The 17,783-nt window shown below is 71.9% G+C and carries 10 protein-coding genes and 1 pseudogene; 6 read left to right on the top strand and 5 right to left on the bottom strand.

The window, feature by feature from the left end; genetic code table 11:
- Window positions 1-33 precede the first annotated feature (33 nt).
- The 4 genes from fxsT (AB0B35_RS22700) (at window position 34) to AB0B35_RS22685 (ending at window position 5,857) form a co-directional block, all read left to right on the top strand.
- Window positions 34-2,832: an FxSxx-COOH system tetratricopeptide repeat protein gene (gene fxsT / locus AB0B35_RS22700; protein WP_361048633.1), complete on the top strand. Its 2,799-nt coding sequence runs from the start codon at window positions 34-36 to the stop codon at window positions 2,830-2,832.
- 216 nt (window positions 2,833-3,048) lie between these two features.
- The gene (locus tag AB0B35_RS22695) at window positions 3,049-3,237 is read left to right on the top strand and encodes a hypothetical protein (protein WP_361048631.1); all 189 of its coding nucleotides are present in this window, start codon (window positions 3,049-3,051) and stop codon (window positions 3,235-3,237) included.
- Complete coding sequence (locus AB0B35_RS22690) at window positions 3,234-4,487, top strand: FxsB family cyclophane-forming radical SAM/SPASM peptide maturase (protein WP_361048629.1); 1,254 nt, start codon at window positions 3,234-3,236, stop codon at window positions 4,485-4,487. The genes AB0B35_RS22695 and AB0B35_RS22690 overlap by 4 nt, the downstream gene beginning before the upstream one ends.
- Window positions 4,487-5,857, top strand: a complete 1,371-nt coding sequence (locus AB0B35_RS22685; RefSeq protein ID WP_361048627.1) for an HEXXH motif domain-containing protein — start codon at window positions 4,487-4,489, stop codon at window positions 5,855-5,857. Before AB0B35_RS22690 ends, AB0B35_RS22685 begins: the two co-directional genes overlap by 1 nt.
- Window positions 5,858-5,915: 58 nt before the next feature.
- Here the strand turns inward: AB0B35_RS22685 and fxsT (AB0B35_RS22680) are convergent, their stop codons facing one another.
- A complete protein-coding gene (fxsT, locus tag AB0B35_RS22680) occupies window positions 5,916-9,125 on the bottom strand; it encodes an FxSxx-COOH system tetratricopeptide repeat protein (RefSeq protein WP_361048625.1) in 3,210 nt (1,069 codons plus the stop codon).
- Window positions 9,126-9,300: 175 nt separating this feature from the next.
- On the opposite strand from fxsT (AB0B35_RS22680), the gene fxsT (AB0B35_RS22675) reads away from it, so the two are divergent.
- Complete coding sequence (gene fxsT / locus AB0B35_RS22675; RefSeq protein WP_361048623.1) at window positions 9,301-12,042, top strand: FxSxx-COOH system tetratricopeptide repeat protein; 2,742 nt, start codon at window positions 9,301-9,303, stop codon at window positions 12,040-12,042.
- 5 nt (window positions 12,043-12,047) lie between these two features.
- Here fxsT (AB0B35_RS22675) and AB0B35_RS22670 read toward each other — a convergent pair whose 3' ends face one another.
- From AB0B35_RS22670 to AB0B35_RS22655, 4 genes are all read right to left on the bottom strand, one after another.
- Window positions 12,048-12,938 carry an alpha/beta fold hydrolase gene (locus AB0B35_RS22670; RefSeq protein WP_360525225.1) on the bottom strand — a complete coding sequence of 297 codons (891 nt, stop codon included), beginning with the start codon at window positions 12,936-12,938 and terminating at the stop codon, window positions 12,048-12,050.
- A 70-nt stretch (window positions 12,939-13,008) separates the two neighbouring features.
- Entirely contained in the window at window positions 13,009-13,623 is a 615-nt protein-coding gene (locus tag AB0B35_RS22665) for a polysaccharide deacetylase family protein (protein ID WP_361048621.1), read from the bottom strand.
- Between the two features lie 464 nt (window positions 13,624-14,087).
- Window positions 14,088-15,275, bottom strand: a complete 1,188-nt coding sequence (locus AB0B35_RS22660) for an endo-1,4-beta-xylanase (RefSeq protein ID WP_361048619.1) — start codon at window positions 15,273-15,275, stop codon at window positions 14,088-14,090.
- A 344-nt stretch (window positions 15,276-15,619) separates the two neighbouring features.
- Window positions 15,620-17,245 carry a glycoside hydrolase family 43 protein gene (locus AB0B35_RS22655; RefSeq protein ID WP_361048617.1) on the bottom strand — a complete coding sequence of 542 codons (1,626 nt, stop codon included), beginning with the start codon at window positions 17,243-17,245 and terminating at the stop codon, window positions 15,620-15,622.
- Between the two features lie 269 nt (window positions 17,246-17,514).
- Here AB0B35_RS22655 and AB0B35_RS22650 point away from each other — a divergent pair.
- Window positions 17,515-17,783, top strand: a pseudogene (locus AB0B35_RS22650) (ABC transporter substrate-binding protein); the annotation flags it as partial.

The raw sequence follows: 17,783 nt of genomic DNA, 5'->3' as shown, positions 1-17,783 counted from the left end.
CTCGGCTGGCCGTCATCCGCGCGGAGCCGCCACGTGCAGATCAGCAGACCCAGTTTGGACGCGGTCCCACTGGGACCTTTCCGTGACCTGATCGACGCGCTGCATGAGCTGTACGTGAGCGCCGGCTGCCCGTCCGGCCGCACGGTCAGCACGAGCATCAACCGCGACCGTTCCCTGGAGTACGTCTCGCACGAGACCTACCGCGCGGCCCTGCGTGGCGCATATCTGCTCTCGTGGCCGAAGTATCAGTCGATTATCGTCGATCTCAACAAGCGCACGCTCGCCCGGCGCAACGAGACCGAACTGGTCGCCAGGTTCCACGCACTCTGGGCGCGCGCGCAGGAGGACAGCCAGCGGCCGACGCGGACGGGGGAGACGACGACGGTGCCGAACTCACGCGCCGGGCGCGGCATTCCACCGCAGCCCCCACGACCCGACGCGGTCGTCTCCTGGCCGGTGCAGCAACTGCCCACCCGTAACTCCTCGTTCACCGGCCGCCGCGCGGCCCTGGCCCGCATCCGCACGGCGTTCGAACAGCACGAGCACACGACCGTCGTGCTGCACGGCGTCGGCGGGGCCGGCAAGACCGAACTCGCCACCGAATACGCTCACCGGTACGGCGAGAGCTATCCGATCGTGTGGTGGGTGCGCTGCACCGACGTCGACCAGGCACGCGCCGGCATGGCCGAGCTCGCCGCGCGGCTGGGGCTGGGCAACGGATCGCCGGGCGACCGCTCGCTGGCGGAGCTGCGCCGCTATCTCGGCGCGCCCGAGGTGCCGCATCTGCTGATCTTCGACGACGTCAACGGCGAGCAGGAGCGGGAGATCCGTGACCTGCTGCCGATCGGCGGCGGGCACGCCATACTGACCACCACCGACCGCGAGCTGCCGTACGACGCCACGATGGTCGAGGTCGAGGTGCTCGAATTCGCGCCGGACGAGGCCAGCGAGTTCCTCTCCCGGCAGCGTCCCGGCATCACCGACGCGCAGCTGGCCGACTTCATCGAGCTGGTGGGCCGGCTGCCGCAGGCCCTGAACATCGCGGCCCGGATCGACCCGGCCGCGCTGCACGGCCAGTACGCGCCGTCGGATCCGGTGGTCAGCGCGCTGGCCATCGCCCGGGCCGGGTTGAGCGCCGAGCACCGGGACCTGTGCGACCTGTTCGGCTGGTTCGGACCGGCACCGGTGCCGATCGCCCTGCTGCAACGCGCCGGGACCACCCTCGGCTCGGCGCTGGGCATGACCCTGCGCAACCGCGTCGAGCTGCGCCGCGCGCTGCGGGCACTGGCCAACTACGGCCTCATCCGGCTGGGCGAGCACCAGGTCGAGATGACGCACCTGGCCCGGCAGGCACTGCGGTCGACGCTGCCCGCCGACGCCGACGCGCGGGCCCGCCACCACGTCCACGAGATCCTGGCCCGTGCGGCGCTCGGTGTACCCGGGGTGGCCGCGGCGGGGGAGTACCGCGAGATCGGCCGGCACCTGCAGCCGTCCCGGCTGGTCGAGTCGCGCAACCCGGACGCGCAGAAGTTGATCGCCGACCAGGTCCGGTTCCGTGTCCTGGACGGCGACCTGGCCAAGGCCGCGGACCTGGCGGGCCAGGCCGCGGCCGTGTGGCAGCAGCCGGACTTCCTCGGCCCGGATCACGAGCTGGTCCTGCGGGTGCAGGTGGACCTGGCCGGTGCGTGGCGCGGGCTGGGGGATTACGCCCGGGCCCGGGAACTGGCCGTCGACGTGGTACGGCGGCTTCAGGCGAGCCCGGCGCACGGGGCCGATCACGAACTGACCTTGGCCGCGGTCGCGGGCACCGCCACCGACCTGCTGGTGGCCGGCGACTACGCGCAGGCCGTCACGGCCGGCCGGGAGAACCACGACCGGTCCCTGCGCGCGCTGGGCGCGGGGCACGCGCGCACCGCGGACTGCCGGCGGCGGCTGTCGGCGAGCCTGCGGCACGCGGGCGCGTACGCCGAAGCCGCTTTCCTGGACCTGCCCGACTTCGAGCGGCTGGAGGCCGGCGACACCGCCGCCACGGTCCGCGCCGCGTTCGCGCTGGCCGAGGACCAGTCCGGGCTGGGCCACTACGACCGGGCGCTGGAGCTGCTGGACCGGTACCTGCCCCTGGGCAGCCGGCTGCTCGGCGACGGCGACCTAGGCATGCTCGCCGCCCGCCGCACCGCCGCGGTCGCCCGCCGCCGTCTCGGCTGGCCGCAGGCGCTCGACGAGCTGGCGGAGCTGTACATGCGCTGCCGGGAGATGCTCGACCGCTCCGACGCGCACCTGCTCAGCGTGACGGTCAGCTACGCCAACGCGCTGCGCGACGCGGGTGTCACCTCCCGGGCCGAGCGGCTGGTCACCGACGCCGTCGAGGGCTACCGCAGCAGGCTGTCCGACGGGCACCCGCTGACGGCGGTCGCCCGGGTCAACCTGGCCGCGGTGCAGCGCGCCCGCGGGTTGTGGGCGGCCGCGCGCGAGACCGGCCGGCAGGCCGCCGCGCAGCTGGACAAGCTGCTCGGGGAGAGTCACCCGTACGCGATCGCGGCCGCGGTCAATCATGCGACAGATCTGTCGCTGACCGGTGACCGGGCCGGCGCGGTGAAGGCGTCCCGGGCCGCGTACGAGATCGCCGTCGCCGCTCGCGGCGCCGAGCACCCGGAGACCCTGGCCGCCGGCACGAACTTGGCATTGGACCTGATCGCCGTCGGCAAACCCGACGATGACCTGCGTGAACGCATGCTCGTCGGCTGGCAGGACCTGCTGGGCGAGCACGAGTTCGTCGCCCGCTGGGCGCGCGGTTCCCGGGTCGAGTGCGATCTGGATCCGCTGCCGATCTGACTCTCGGGAGGGCACAGCATTCCGGCGGCCGCGGCGCAACTGGAAGATCGACAAACTTTGCCAAGCCCGCGCCGCCAAACTTTGCCAAACAGGGTGGCAAAAACGTGCCGACACCTGCCACTGAGCCCTATGTTGAGTCGTCCGGGCACATAGTCCGGCGCCGAACACGTCATCCGGCGAGGGTCGCCGTATGGCATACCCGATGGGGAGCAAATGGTGAAGGCTGAAATCACGATGGAGCCTCCGGCCGCAGCATGGTCGCCACTGGTTGATCTGTCCGATCGTCCCCTGCTCGATGCGATCCAAGCCGGCGACGACGCCCTCGCCAGGGCGGCCCGCCGAGTGATCCGCGCGCTCGACGACCCGGACGGCATCATCTCAGCCTTCCAGTCGTTCACCTCGTGACCGTGCTGTCGGCCGGCGACGCGATGACGTCGCTGCGGCAGGCACAGCGAGCGGCAGCACCGTGGCCGTACGCCGAGCTCGATCCGGAGCGGCTGCGCGCCGCCGGCTGGCGGCCAACACCGATCCGCGACCTCATCCTCAAGGTTCACCAGCGCTGCAACCTCGCCTGCGACTACTGTTACGTCTACGAGTCGACCGACCAGACCTGGCGTGATCGCCCGGCGGTGATGGCCGACGAGATCTGGCAGGCCGCGGTCGACAATTTCGCCCGGCACGTCACCGCACACGGGCTGCGCCGGGTGCAGGTGATCCTGCACGGCGGTGAGCCGTTGCTGTTCCGGCTCGACCGCATCGAACGCCTCGTCGGTTTCCTGCACGCCCGCATGCCGCAGACCACGCAGGTGCGGGTGGGTATGCAGACCAACGGCGTGCTGCTGACCAGGACCACCGTCACCCGGCTGGTGGAGCTGGGGATCAGCGTGGGGGTCAGCGTCGACGGCGCGCAGCCCGATCACGACCGGCATCGGCGCACCCACTCCGGACGGGGCAGCTTCACCGCCGTCGCCCGCGCCCTGGACCTGCTGCGCGAGCCCGCGAACCGGTCGGCGTACGCCGGGATCCTGACCACCGTCGCACCCGACACCGACCCGGTGGCCACGTTCGAGGCACTGTCCGCGTTCGACCCGCCGATGATCGACTTCCTGCTGCCGCACGCCAACTGGGGCGAGCCGCCGCCCGCCGCCCGGCCCGGCACGACGCCGTACGCCGACTGGCTGATCACCGTGTTCGACCGCTGGTACGGCCGGGACTCACCGGTCCGGATCCGGCTGTTCGACGACATCCTGGCCCTGCTGCTGGGTGGAGCGAGCGGATCCGAGCAGGTCGGGCTGAGCCCCGCGGGCATGCTGGTGGTGGAGTCCGACGGCGCGCTGGAGCAGGTCGACGCCCTCAAGTCCGCCTATCCCGGGGCCGCGGCCACCGGTCTCGACGTGCGCCGCGACGAACTCGACCGGGTCTTCGACGACGCCGGTGTCGCCGCCCGCCAGCTCGGGGCGCAGGCGCTGTCGAGCACCTGCCACGCCTGCCCGGTGCGCCCCGTCTGCGGCGGCGGCCACTATGCCCACCGGTACCGACCCGGCGCCGGCTTCCTCAACCCGTCGGTGTACTGCGACGACATGCGCCGCCTCATCGACCACGTGTCCGCGCGCGTCGCGGCGGACCTGAACCGTGCCGCTCAACCGGAGAAATGATGACTGCCTTCCACGAGTTCGATCCCGACCAGTTCGCCGCGCTCGCCCGCGGTGACGGCGGCCCGGCGGCCATCGACGCGCTGCGGACCGCGCAGCTCAGCCGCCACCTGCTGCTCATCGGGCACCTGCTGCGCAACTGGCCCGGCAGCGAGGCCGAACGCGACGCCGTGGCCGACACCCTCGAACGGGCCCGTCGCGCCGCGCCGGACCGGTTCGCCCAGGTGCTCGGTGCGCCGCTGGTCGGCTCGTGGACCGGTATCACCGTGCGGGCGACCGAACGCGGTGTCGCGGCCGCCTCCGACTTCGGGCAGCTGTGCGGCATCGCCGTGGTTGCCGCCGCAGCCGCGGGTGTGCCCGCCGACCTGCCGGTGCCGGTCCGGGACGGCGTGCTCTCCGTGCCCGGCGTCGGAGCACTGACGGTCGGCGACGCGGTGGAAGCACGGCTGGTCGCCGCCGGCGGCCGGCTGTCCGTGGCGGTCGGCGGCCAGGTCGTGCCGCTGCCCGCCGAGTCGCCGTCCGCTGGGAGATCATCCGACGGGTCGCTGCCCGGCGGGTCCGGGTCGCCGGTGCCCGCGCAGGGTGGAACCGGCGAGATGGCGCCCGGGTGGCAGCCCGTGCACCGGCTCACGGCCCCCGGCGCGTCCGGCGTCGCGCTCGACGATGTCGACCCGTACCGCCACGGCCACCACGCGCCGCCCGCCAACCGGCTCGACGACGCCGAGGTCGCGCACTGGCAGACCGTGTTCGCGCAGGCCTGGGGGATGCTGCAGCGCCGGATGCCGGGCCGCGCCGCCGAACTCGCCGCCGGGCTGCAGGTGCTGGTGCCGCTGGCGCAGACCGACCCGCACTCGGCGCGCAGTGCCACGATCAAGTACGCGTTCGGCGCTTTCGGGCTTACCCGCCCCTCGTCGGCGGCGGACCTGGTCGTCACGATGGTGCACGAGTTCCAGCACTCGAAGCTCAGCGGCATGCTCGACCTCACCCCGATGAGCGACCCGGCCGACACCCGCCGCTTCTACGCGCCGTGGCGCACCGACCCGCGGCCGTTGGCCGGGCTGCTGCAGGGGGTCTACGCGTTCGTCGGGGTCGCTGACTCCTGGCGGGCGCTGCGCGACGAGGACGGCCTGGCCGACCTGGCCAGCGCACGCTTCGCCGAGGCGCGCCTGCAGGTCGAACGCGGGCTCGGCGCGGTGGAGGCCTCCGGCGCGCTCACCGACGCCGGGGCGCGGCTGGTCGCCGGGCTGCGCGAGCGCACCGACGAGCTGCTGGCCGAGCCGCTGGACGCGGCTGTGGTCGCGGCCGCCGAGGAAGCGCTGAGCGACTCGCACCGCCAGTGGCTCGAGCGCAACAAGCAGCTCGTCGCGGGCTGAGCCGAAACGCCGGTGGCCCGCAGCCGATGTTCCGGCAGCGGGCCACAGGTTTGCGGGCTCAGGTCGGGGGCGGCTCGATGTCGCCCTCGGCGCGCTCGTCCCGCTCGATCGCCTCCACCTCCGGGTGGCTCGCGCCGAGCACCTCGCGCAGCGCCTGCAGCGAGGTCCGGCGCAGCTTGTCGGCCTCCGCTGTGCGACCCACGGCGCGCAGGTCATGCGCGTAGTTGATGCCGCGCATCAGCAGGTACGGGTGCTCGCCGCCGCCGCGGGCCTCGTGGCCGCCGCCGGACCCCTGGCTCAGCTCGTACGTCTTCTCGGACAGCTCGCACGCCGCGGCGTGCTCACCGGCCAGGGCGAGATCGCTGGCCAGCGACGCGCCCGCGCACAGCGTGTACGGATGCTTTTCGCCGAGCACCTCGCCGAAGCCGGCATAACAGGTCTCGCTGAGGGCACGCGCCTGATCCAGGTCGCCCATGGTGCGCGCCAGAATGGCCTGGTTGACTTTCGCGGCCAGGGTCAACGGGTGGTCCACGCCGAAGTAGCGGTCGTAGCGCGGCATCGCCTCGTCCAGCAGCTGCGCCGCCTCGTACGTGCCACCGACCTGCCGCAGCACGTTGGCGTAGCTGACCGCGGCGGCGTTGGTGAACTCGTGGGTGTCGCCGAGCCGGGACAGGGTCCGCTCGAAGTGCTCCCGCAGAATCCACCGGGCGTCGTCGAGGTAGCCCAGCTTGCGCAGCAGGATCGCGTAGGTGCGCTCGGCCAGCAGCACCTGGCTGCTGCCCGCGCCCAGCGCCTCGGCCAGCGGCTCGCGCCACTGCTGGATCCAGTCCAGACCGGCCCGGTAGGCGCCCATGCCGTAGTAGTTGCGGGCCTGGTTGATGTACGCCGCCAGTGCCCGGGGGTCGGAGCCGCCGACGTCTTCCCAGTGGTTGGCGATGTCGCGGTCCTGCTCGAACGCCTTGGCGAAGTCGCCGATCATCCGCAGGTCGACGGCGAGGTTGGCCTGCGCCCGCAAGGTGTAGGCCTCGGTCGCGTTGAACACCCGTCGGTGCCGGTCCAGGGACGCCTTGTCGAATTCCAGCGCGTCGTTGTAACGGCCGTCGATGCGCAGGTGGGCGCCGACCTGGTTGGCGTGGATGAGGGTGAACTCGTGCAGCTCACCGAGCCGTGGGCTGGCGCACATGCGGTCATAGGTGTCGCGGACCAGCGTCGCGGCCTCGCTGGCCCTGCCGAGCACGCGCAGCGCGTTGGCCATCATGCTGCGGGCGCGCAGTGTCGCCAGGCCGTTCGGCCCGCGCTCCGGGTTCTCGGCGGGCTTGGCCCAGTGGCCGGCCGCCTCGGTGGCGAGCCGCAGGCTGTTTTCGTAGTCGCCGATGATGTAGAGGTAGCGCGTGTGGTCCAGGACGGTCTTGACCGCGCCCTCGTCGTCGGAGTAGATCATCTGCGCGCGGTCGAGGTGCGGACCCAGCTCCGCCTGCACGTCCAGGCCGCCCAGCTCGTCGGGGTCGCCCGGGTTGGCCTCGGCGAGCAGCCGCTGGGTGTTGCGCAGCGTCACCTTCGCCAGGTCGGGTGGCAGGATGTCGCGCAGGATGTCCTGGACCAGGCGGTGCACCTGGATGCGCTGCACCGGGTCCACCTTGGCCAGACCTCGGTTGTTGAGGTCGCGCACGACGCGGCTGAGCTTCACCGGGTCGTTGAGGGTGCTGCGCAGCGGCTCGGTCACGTCGGCGGAGCGGCCCCGGCTGAGCAGGTTCAGCGACACCGGCTCACCCGACAGGAACGACAGCAGCTCGAACAGCTGTGCGCTGGCCGGGGCGGTGGCGCGCAACGTCTCGCTGGCCAGGGTGACGAACGCGGTCACGGTGACCGGGTAGCCGTACGGCTTGGACTCCGACAGCAGGTCCGTGCGGCTGTGGCTGTCCAGCAGCTCGATGTACTCGCTGACCGGCATCGCGGTCGACCGGCACCACAGCGCGGCCTGCTCCAGCGCCAGGGGGAGGTCGCCGAGCTTCTCGGCCAGCTCGTTCGCCTCGCCGGGCCGCATGTGCAACCCGCGGCCCTCGAGCATCTGGATGCTCTCCTCGCGGGGGAACACGTTGACCTCGATGGGCCGGCCGACCGAGCCCCACTCCGGGTTCCGGGTCGTCACGATGACGTGGCCTCCGGTCGCGGGCAGCAGCGGCTTGAGCGCGTCGGGGTCGTCGGCGTTGTCGTAGACGAGCAGCCACGGCACGCGCAGGCCGGCCAGCGCGTCGAGCACGGTGCGCGCGGTCTGCTGCCGGTCCTCGGTGACGGTCAGCCGCAGCGTCTCGGCGAGCTGGGTCAGCGCGCCGAGCACGGTGGCGGTGCGCTCGGCGGGGATCCACCACACCACCTCGTAGTCGTCGAGGTGGCGGTAGAGGTATTCCACGACGAGCTGGGTCTTGCCGACCCCGCCGAGCCCGTGGATCGTCGGCGGCAGCACGGCCGCCTGCGCCCCGCTGCTGAGCACCTCCGACAGCTGGTCCAGCAGCTCGCTGCGGCCGGTGAAGTTACGGTTGCGGATCGGCACCCCGCCGCCGACCACGCGCGTCTCGGAACGGCGCGAACTGGGTGTGCGCGGGGACGGGGGAGTGAACGCCGGGGCCGCGGTGGCGGGCAGCGGACCCGCCCCGCCGCGCAGCAGCACCAGCGCCGCGAGGTCCACGCCGAGACCGCCGGCGACGGTGTCCACCCAGGTCCGCAGGCCGTCCGCGATCGGACCGGTGAGCAGCTCCGACAGGCGGCTGGCGAAGGCCAGCACCTGCGGCACGCCGTCGTCCGGGATCGGCAGACCCTCCATGATCCGGATGGCGCCGGCGGTGTCGCGCCAGGTGCGCATCGAGTACAGCTGCTCGGCGCCACCGAGCCCGTCGACGGCCTCGGCGACCTGGCTCGCGGCGAGGTTCGACAGCAGGCTGCGCAGGTGGTCACGGTCCGGTCCGGACAGCAGGCCGGGGCTCAGCTCGGCGACCGCCGCGCGGATGGCCGAGGTGTCGCCGACATGCTGCTCGGCCACGATCGAGGCGAGCACGCGCAGTCCGCCGGAGCACGCCGCGGAAGTGTTGACCAGGCTGGACATCTCATGGCGCACGTCGTCGAAACGCTTGACCCGCAACGTCCGCCGCAGCACCAGGCGCATCTGTTCGATGAGCTGGTCACGGACGGCCGGATCGGCGAGTTCGGGTACGCGTACGAGCATCTCCACGAGGTTTTCGAGCGTGCCTCGGGTTCCCACCGTTTCGGCCATTGGCACTCATTTCAGCTGTGAACCGACACCCTCTGCGGATCCTATCCGACCTGACCCGCCCCGCAAAACATCGGAACCGGTGAATTGCCGACTGTCGAGCGGGTCGCGACGAGGAGCCGAAAGGGCGTCGCGGGGTGCTTTAATCGATACATATAACATGCAAGGAGGGCCGTCCGTGCAGAACGGCGCCGAGGCGCGACAGGGTGAGATCGTCACGTTCTACTCCTTCAAGGGCGGCACCGGGCGCACCATGGCGGTGGCCAATGTGGCCTGGATCCTGGGTGCCGCCGGCAAACGTGTGCTCGCCGCCGACTGGGACCTGGAGTCCCCGGGCCTGCATCGCTTCTTCCATCCGTTCCTCGACGTGAGCAGGCTGTCCGCGCTCGGCGGGGTCATCGACCTGATCCGCGAGTTCGACCACGCCACCACCGCCGACGAGCCCCGCGAGCCGTCCTGGTACGCCCACTACGCCCAGGTGGAACGCTATGCGACGCCGCTGCGCTGGTCCTTTCCCGGCGGCGGCAGCGTGCACTTCCTGTCCGCGGGCCGGCAGAACCGCGACTACGCCACCCAGCTCGGCGACCTCGACTGGGACGACTTCTACGAACGCCGCCACGGCGGCCGGTTCTTCGACGCGCTGCGCGAGGACATGCGCCGCCACTACGACTACGTCCTGGTGGACAGCCGCACCGGCCTGACCGAGCTCGCCGACATCTGCACCGCGCACCTGCCCGACACCCTGGTCAACTGCTTCACCTTCGCCGAACAGGCGATCAACGGAGCGGCCGTGCTGGCCAAGGAGATATCCACCCGCTACCGCAACCGGTCCATCCGCATCCTGCCCGTCGCGATGCACGTCGACACCACCCAGCCCGCCCAGGCCCAGGCCGGGCGGACCGTCGCCATGCGCCGCATGGCCGGGCTGCCCGCGAACATGACCGAGGCCCAGCGCCGCCGCTACTGGGCCGCCGTCGAGGTGCCCTACCAGCCGGCGTACGCGTTCGAGGAGATCCTCGCCGCCGTCACCGACCCGCCCGGCATGCCCGGCACGCTGCTCGCCGCATACTCCGAGCTCGTCGCCCACATCACCCGCGGCGCGGTCACCGGCGCACCGATCATGGACGAGGGCCTGCGGCGGCGCACCGCGGCGCGGTTCGTCCGCACTCCCGACCCCGCCGTCACCGAGGTGATCCTGCACTACGACGCCACCGACGCGGTCTGGGCCGAATGGGTCATCTCGCTCTGCCACGCCGCCGGGCTCACCGTCGCAGATCCGACACCCCGCAACACGCCGGGCCGCGGCCACGGGCGCCGGCTGACGATCGTCTCGACCGCCAACGCCGCCGCGCTCGCCCGGCTCACCCGCGACGAGCGCGCCCCCGCCGCCAACCCGCCGCTGGCCGTGTACGTCGCCGACGTCGCCGCCGTGCCCGCCTTCGACGCCGCGCACAGCGTGCGCCTGTCCGGCGACGACGTCCTCGCCGCCAGCACCGGCCTGCTCACCCTGCTCGGCCACGCCGCGACCGCCCTGGACCCGGCACATCCACCGGTGCGCTTCCCCGGCCTGCCGCCCATGATGTTCCACATGCCGCCCCGCGACCCGGGCTTCACCGGCCGCGACGACGACCTGCGCCTGCTGCGCGCCCGGCTGCGCGACCACGACGACGCGACCCTGCTGCCCGCCGGCGCGCGTGTGGCCGTGCAGGGCATGGGCGGGATCGGCAAGACCCAGCTCGCCGTCGAGTACGCCCACCGCTACGCGGGCGCCTACGACCTCGTGTGGTGGATCGACGCCACCGCCGACGTCACCGCCCAGCTCGCCGCGCTCGCGCCGCACCTGGCCGTGGCCGCGCGCCCCACTCCCGCCGCCACCGCCCGAGCCGCGCTGGCCGCCCTCGAACGCGGTCGCATGTACCGGCACTGGCTCATCGTCATCGACGGCGCCGACGACATCGACGCGGCCGTCGGCCTGCTGCCCCGAGGGTCCGGGCACGTCGTGGTCACCTCCCGCAACCCCGGCTGGGCCGAACACGCCGACCTGCTCGAAGTCGGCCTGTTCGACCGGGTCGAGAGCATCGCCCACCTGCGCCACCGGCTGCCCACCATCCGCGACTCCGAAGCGGTGCAACTGGCCGCCTCCGTCGCCGACCTGCCGATCGCCGTCGCCGCGGCCGGCATCTGGCTGGCCGACACCGGCCGCCCCCCGGCCGACCTACTCGTCGAACCAGGCCGCCTCGGTCCCAATCTGCAGCTCACCTGGGACGCGTCACTGCGCAGGCTGGGCGAGGAGACCCCCGCGGCATACCGGCTGATCGAGATCTGCGCGCTGCTCGCCCCGGAGATACCACTGCACATCGTGTACAGCGACGCGCTCGCCGCCACCCTCGGCGAGGTCGACCCGGCCCTCACCGACCGCTGGAAACGCGGCAAGCTCCTGCAGACGGTCAACCGGCTCGCCCTGGTCCGCCTCGACGTACGCGGCCAGGACGCCGGCGGCGCGCGCGTGCTGATGCACCCGGTCCTGCAACGGGTGGTCCGGTCCCGGATGTCCGACGCCGACCTGTCCGCCAACCGGCACCGTGCCCACCTGGTGCTCGCCGCCACCCGCCCCCGCGCCGACGTCGACGACCCCCGCTCCTGGGCCGCGTACGGCGCGCTGTGGCCGCACCTGGACGCCTCGGGCGCGGCCGAGTGCGGTGACGCCGCCGTCCGGCAGCTCCTCCTGCACCGGCTGCGTTACCTGCAGCTGCACGGCGACACCGGTGAGAGCCGGACCCTGAGCCGCCGGCTCGACGAGCTGTGGACCCGGGCGTTGGACCGCACCGCGGACCCGGCCTCGCACGCCGAACTGCACCGCCAGCTCGGGCACCTGCGCGATCAGACGGCGACCCTGCACCACGACCCGTTCCCCGGCTGAGGGGTTCAGGGCCCGGCTGTTACCCAGGCCAGCGCCTGCGGCAGGATCTCGACCGAGCCGAAGTGCGCCGTGTCCGCCTGGACCTGCACGTACGCGTGCGCGATGCGCCTGGCCAGCCACTCGGTGTGCCCGACCGGCGAGAACGCGTCGTCGGCGCCGTGCCACAGCAGCACCTCGCCCGTCACATCGGACAGCTGGAACCCCCACTCGCGGCGGAACGCCAGCGCGTCGTCGACCCAGCCGTGCCCGCCGAACCGCGTCGCCTCGGCGTAGTTGTCGGTGATCAGGCGCCGGATCGCGGTGTCGTCGATGACCCGCAGATCCGAGTGGGTCAGCTCGCCGCGCAGGGCCGCCATCAGGCTCTCCGGGTCGCGGCGGGCGCGGTCGGCGCGGGCCAGCAGCCGTTCGGTGAACAGCGCCACGTCACGGTCGGCCATGTCGTAGTCGTTGGTGTTGGACTGCGCCATGCCGTCGAACCAGGCCAGCCCGGGCGCGTCCGGCGGCGCGATGCCCACCAGCGCCGCGGCCCGGGTCACCCGGTCGGCCAGCAGCGCCGCGCAGGCCAGCGCGTGCGGGCCGCCTCCGGAGCGGCCGATGACCCCGAAGCGGTCCAGCTCCAGCGTGTCGGCGATGGCCGCCACGTCGGCCGCGGCGTCGGCGACCTGGCGGCCCGGGACCCGGGTCGAGCCGCCGTACCCGGGGCGGTCGTAGGAGACCAGGCGCACGCCCATCCGGTAGAGCACGATGCTGCGCGGCCGCGGTCCGCTGCGGCTGCCGGGCGTGCCGTGCATGAGGAACACGGGACGCCCGTCCGGCGCGCCGGAGACCTCGACCGACAGCACGCCGCCCCGCGGCGACGGCACCAGCCGCGACGGCGATCGGCGCGGATCAGGCATGGCGACCTCCCCGCGTCGAGAGTACGACATCGAGGTTTCACGATGGTGACATTGATCGATGCGATGCGGGTCAGCGGCCGGTCTCGGGCAGCGTGAACCGGTAGTGCCGGGCTTTCAGGGTCGGGATGACCTGCTCGACGGCGGCAACGGTCTGACTGCGGTCGCCACCGCCGTCGTGCAGGAGCACCACCGCGCCGGGCGTGATGCCCCGCTCCAGGCGGCGGACCAGCTCGCCGGCGCCGGGGGTCTCCCAGTCGGCGACGGCCAGCCGCCAGCCGAGCGGCCGCATGCCCAGCGAGGCCGCGACCGCCGGGGTCTGGCCCCACGCTCCGTACGGGGCGCGGAAGTACGGGATGCGGGCGTGCGGCACGGCCCGGCGGATGGCGACATTGGTCTCACGCAGGTCCGCGGCGATCCGCTCGGGCGTCCAGGCGCTCATGTCGTCGTGGTGCATGCTGTGGTTGCACAGCGTGTGCCCGGCGGCGGCGATCCTGCGCACCACCTCGGGGTGCCGCTCGACCTGGTCGCCCTGCAGGCAGAACACGGCGGTGACCTGGTGGCCGCGAAGCACGTCGAGCAGGCGCGGGGTGTCGGCGGGGTTGGGGCCGTCGTCGAAGGTGAGGCTGACGACGTCACCGTCGCCGCTCGCGGTGTCGATGAGCACTGGAAACTGTTCTGTAGTCACGTAGAAACGTTTCTTCCGTAGCGGATCTCATTGTCCGCGGACTGTCTTCGCAGCGTCAACGACTTCCGGAAAACGATCGCGACTCGGGCGGCGTGCCGGTTCCGATACTTTCCGAAAGTCATTGACGGCGGTCGGTGTCGCCCAAAATACTGCGGAGGCTGTGGCCAGGTTGTCGGCCGTTCGCCGCTGTCCCGGCGCGTTGGAGGAGGCGCTGTGACCGGCGGTGGCGACCGCACGGGGTTGCGCCGGGGCGTCTCCTGGCGCGACCGGGCGGCGGGTCGGCGGCGTGGCCGCGGACCGGGCCGTTCCGAGGGGCCCGGTGTCGCCGGGCGGTGCGAGGACACGACGGCGGCGGGCGGTGTAGGGCCGCCCGCCTGCATCGCGCCGCCCGGCACCACTCGTCTGCCGACACCGTGGGCCCGGCGTCTGGAAACCAGGCTGCCGGGCCCACGGGTGCGACGTCCTTACTTGCGCGGCTTCTGCGGGATGCGCGGCAGCACGTACGGCGGACCCGTGTAGATCAGGTCGCCCTTCATCAGGTTGTACGCCCGCTTGGGCTGGTAGTTCTCGTCGTAGATGTTGGCCATGCCCTCGTTGCCGAACCAGCCCGGCACCCAGGAGTGCTTGTCGGTGAAACCCCAGACGGTGAACGACAGGCAGTGCCGGTCGGCCAGGCAGGCCTGCAGCAGCACGCTGTAGTTCGCCGCCGACGCCTGCAGCCGCGGGTTGATCTCGTTGGAGTCCCCGTTCTGCACCGCCTCGGTCAGCTGGCTGCGCACGTCGACCTCGGTGAACGCGGTGGCCAGCCCGAGGCCGGCGAACTTCTTGAGTGCCGCCGCGACCTGCAGGGTGTCGTAGTTGCCGTACTGCGTGCCCAGGTGACCCTGGCTGCCCACACCGTCGATCGGCACCCGCTGGGCCAGCAGGTTCTTGGCCATGTCGTACACGAACTGGGTCTTGTCGTTGGCCGGGTCACCGGAGCCGAAGGCCTCGATGTTGTAGTCGTTGTAGAACAGCAGCGCCTTCGGGTCGGCGGCCCGCGCCCAGCGGAACGCGTCGGCGATGTAGTCCGGACCCAGGTGCTGCGCCCAGAAGCCCTTGTAGTGCAGGGTGGACGGGGTGTCCCACGGGTCGCTGACGGCCTCGTTGACGACGTCCCACTGCCAGATCTTGCCCTTGAAGTGCTTCACCACGGTGGTGATGTGGTTGCGCAGGATCTCGCGCAGCTGCTCGGTGGTGATGGAGCCGTCGTTCACGCCGGTGGTGAGCCAGCCGGGCAGCTGGTTCTGCCACACCAGCACATGCCCGCGCACCCGCTGGTTGTTCTGCTTGGCGAAGGCGATCAGCTCGTCGGCCGGACCCCAGTTGTAGGTGCCGCGGGTGGGCTCCAGGCTCTCCCACTTCATCTCGTTCTCCGCGGTCACCGTGGAGAACTCCGACGCGACGAGTTCGCGGTAGCGGGGGTCGGCCGTGTCGTTCAGCGCGGCCATGGAGACCGCGGTGCCCATGTACAGGTCGTGGCGCAGACCGAGGTTGCGCAGGCTCTGGTCGGCCGGGTTGTACGGATGACCGGCCGAGGCCGGCAGCGTGTTGAGCGCGCCGACGGTCGCGATGGCGACGGCGCCGGTGGCGATCCACCGTTTGATTCTCATGGCGTTCCTTCCGTGGTGAGCGGTCGACGGGGTCGACGAAGTGGCACGGGAGTTTGCGATGGTGCGGATGACGCGTGAGCGGCGAAAGCGGCCGCGGGCGGAGAAAGCCCTCCCGCGCCCGGCGCGGTAGTTGCGGCTCAAGTTCCGTTACTAAGCCGAAACATTACGATGGGCTTCGAAGGTCGTCAACCGTCGGAACTTCCGGAAACCCCTTGGTGTGGCGTCGAATAGGCGCAGCTCAGCGCCGAAAGTTTCGGTCAGAGATATGTGCGCAGGTCGTTGTCTCGTCCGGCAGAGCGCGATCGGGGCCCGGCACGCGGCCGGGCCCCGATCGGCGGGACGGGTCAGTGTTCGAGATAGGTCGCGTGGTCGAAGTCGGCGTGCACGCCGTCGTTGCCGAGGTCCTGCACCCACAGGCCGAGGAACGCGCCGGTGAAGCCCCACGCGGCGGGCTCACCGTCGATGATCAGGGCGGCGTGCTCGTCGGACAGGATCGTCGCGTCCAGCTCGACAGGCAGCGGCCGCCAACCGTCGCCGAGGTCGTAGGAGAACAGCACCGCGGGGCCGTCGAACTCCGCGCGCAAGCCGACCCGGCCCGCGGCGCTGGCGTCCACGGTCAGTTCCGGGTAGACCGTGCGCCGGCCGCTGTCGGAGCTGAGCAGCTCCAGCACCGCCCGGCCGTCGTCGGCCCGGGTGACGTAGAGGTAGTGCCAGTTCAGCGTGTTGTAGTAGGCGGTGATCCCGGCAAGGTGGCGGTGGTCGGCGGGGTCGAACTCGACGACGGTCTCCAGGGAGCAGTGGGTCGCGCCGACGCGGCGGGCGACCAGGCTCGGGGTCTGCTTGCCGACCGGCGACTGCCCGCCGCGGATGCGCAGGTGCGAGGGGCGTGCGCGCAGGTCGAGCCACTCCGGTCCGGCCGGGCGGCGCAGCGTCGACCACGCGGTCGACAGCTGCGGGGCGTCGAAGTGGTCGGTGGCAGGCTCCACCGGCCAGGCGTGCGTCGGCAGGCCGGGGGCGGTGATCTCGTCGGCGGGGATGCCGCCGGGGATGCTCGGCCAGCCGCCGGGGGTCCAGTCGACTTTCTGGATGGCGGTCTCGCGGCCGAGCACGCAGTTGCCCAGTGGTGTGTACGGGCGGGCGGCCAGGTGCGCGAGGTACCAGTCGCCGTGCTGGGTCCGCACCAGGCTGCCGTGTCCGGCCTTCTGCAGCGTCAGGTCGGGCCGTCCGACCGAGGTGAGCAGCGGCCCGACCGGGTCGACCTCGTACGGACCGTGCAGGTTGCGTGACCGGGCGACGGTGACCTGGTGTTCCCAGCTGGTGCCGCCCTCGGCGGTGACCAGCCAGTACCAGCCGTCGTGGCGGTACAGGTGCGGGCCCTCGGTCAGGCCGGCCGCGGTGCCGGTGAAGATGATCTGCGCGTTGCCGACGAGCTGCCGCTTGGCCCGGTCGTAGCGCTGGATCTCGATGCCGCCGAACCGGTCGCGGCCCGGCCGCCAGTCCGCGCTCATCGCCAGCAGCCAGCTGGTCCCGTCCTCGTCGTGGAACAGGGACGCGTCGAACCCGTGCGAGTGCAGCACCACCGGATCCGACCAGGGGCCGGTGATGTCGGGGGCGGTGATCAGGTAGTTCTGGGGGTCCCAGTAGCCGCTGGCGAAGCTGGCGACGTCGCTGTAGACGAGGTGGAAGAGCCCGTCGTGCCAGGTGAGGTCGGGTGCCCAGATGCCGTTGGAGTCGCCGCAGCCGCGTAGGTCGAGCAGGCGGCGTTCGGTGACGATGCCGCCGATGGGGCGCCAGTGGACGAGGTCGCGGGAGTGGTGGACGCGGACGCCGGGGTACCACTCGAAGGTGGAGGTGGCGAGGTAGTAGTCGTCGCCGACGCGCAGGATCGAGGGGTCGGGGTGGAACCCGGGCAGGACGGGGTTGCGGATCGACCGGGCGGCGGTGGCCACGTCTGCGGTCTCGGTCGACATGTTCGGCTCCTTGTGTTCGGGGATGCACTGCGCCGGCTTCCGGCGAAGTTCCGAAAATTCTCGGACTGAACTCTCAGAAATCCCGCCCACCGTAACGGTTGAGGTCGAGAAACGACAGCCCCTTGACCCCGTGCGTGCCCACGTCGTAACGTGCCCGCCATCACTTGAAAATACCGGCTGCGTACTGAAAGTTTCGGAGCCGCGTTTCCGCACCTCCCGCCGACCTGGTCGGCATCCGAGCACCTGGTAAGTCCTCGAAGGGATGGCACATGACAGCGCACCTCTCCCGCAGAACGCTGCTCGGCATCGCCGGCGCCGGCGCCGGCGCGTACCTGCTGAGCGCCTGCGGCAGCGATGAACCCAGCACCCCTGACGGTCCGCAGACCATCAACTGGTGGCACATTCAGAACACCGAGCCGATGCTGCCGGTCTGGGCGGCGATCGCCAAGGAGTACGAGACCGCGCACACCAACGTCAAGGTCGTGATCCAGCCGCTGGAGAACGAGGCGTTCAAGGCCAAGCTCACCACGGCCACGCA

Origin of the sequence: Catellatospora sp. NPDC049133, from assembly GCF_040648455.1 — a bacterium.
GTDB classification, from domain to species: domain Bacteria; phylum Actinomycetota; class Actinomycetes; order Mycobacteriales; family Micromonosporaceae; genus Catellatospora; species Catellatospora aurea.
This window is presented reverse-complemented; position numbering and strand designations above follow the sequence as displayed.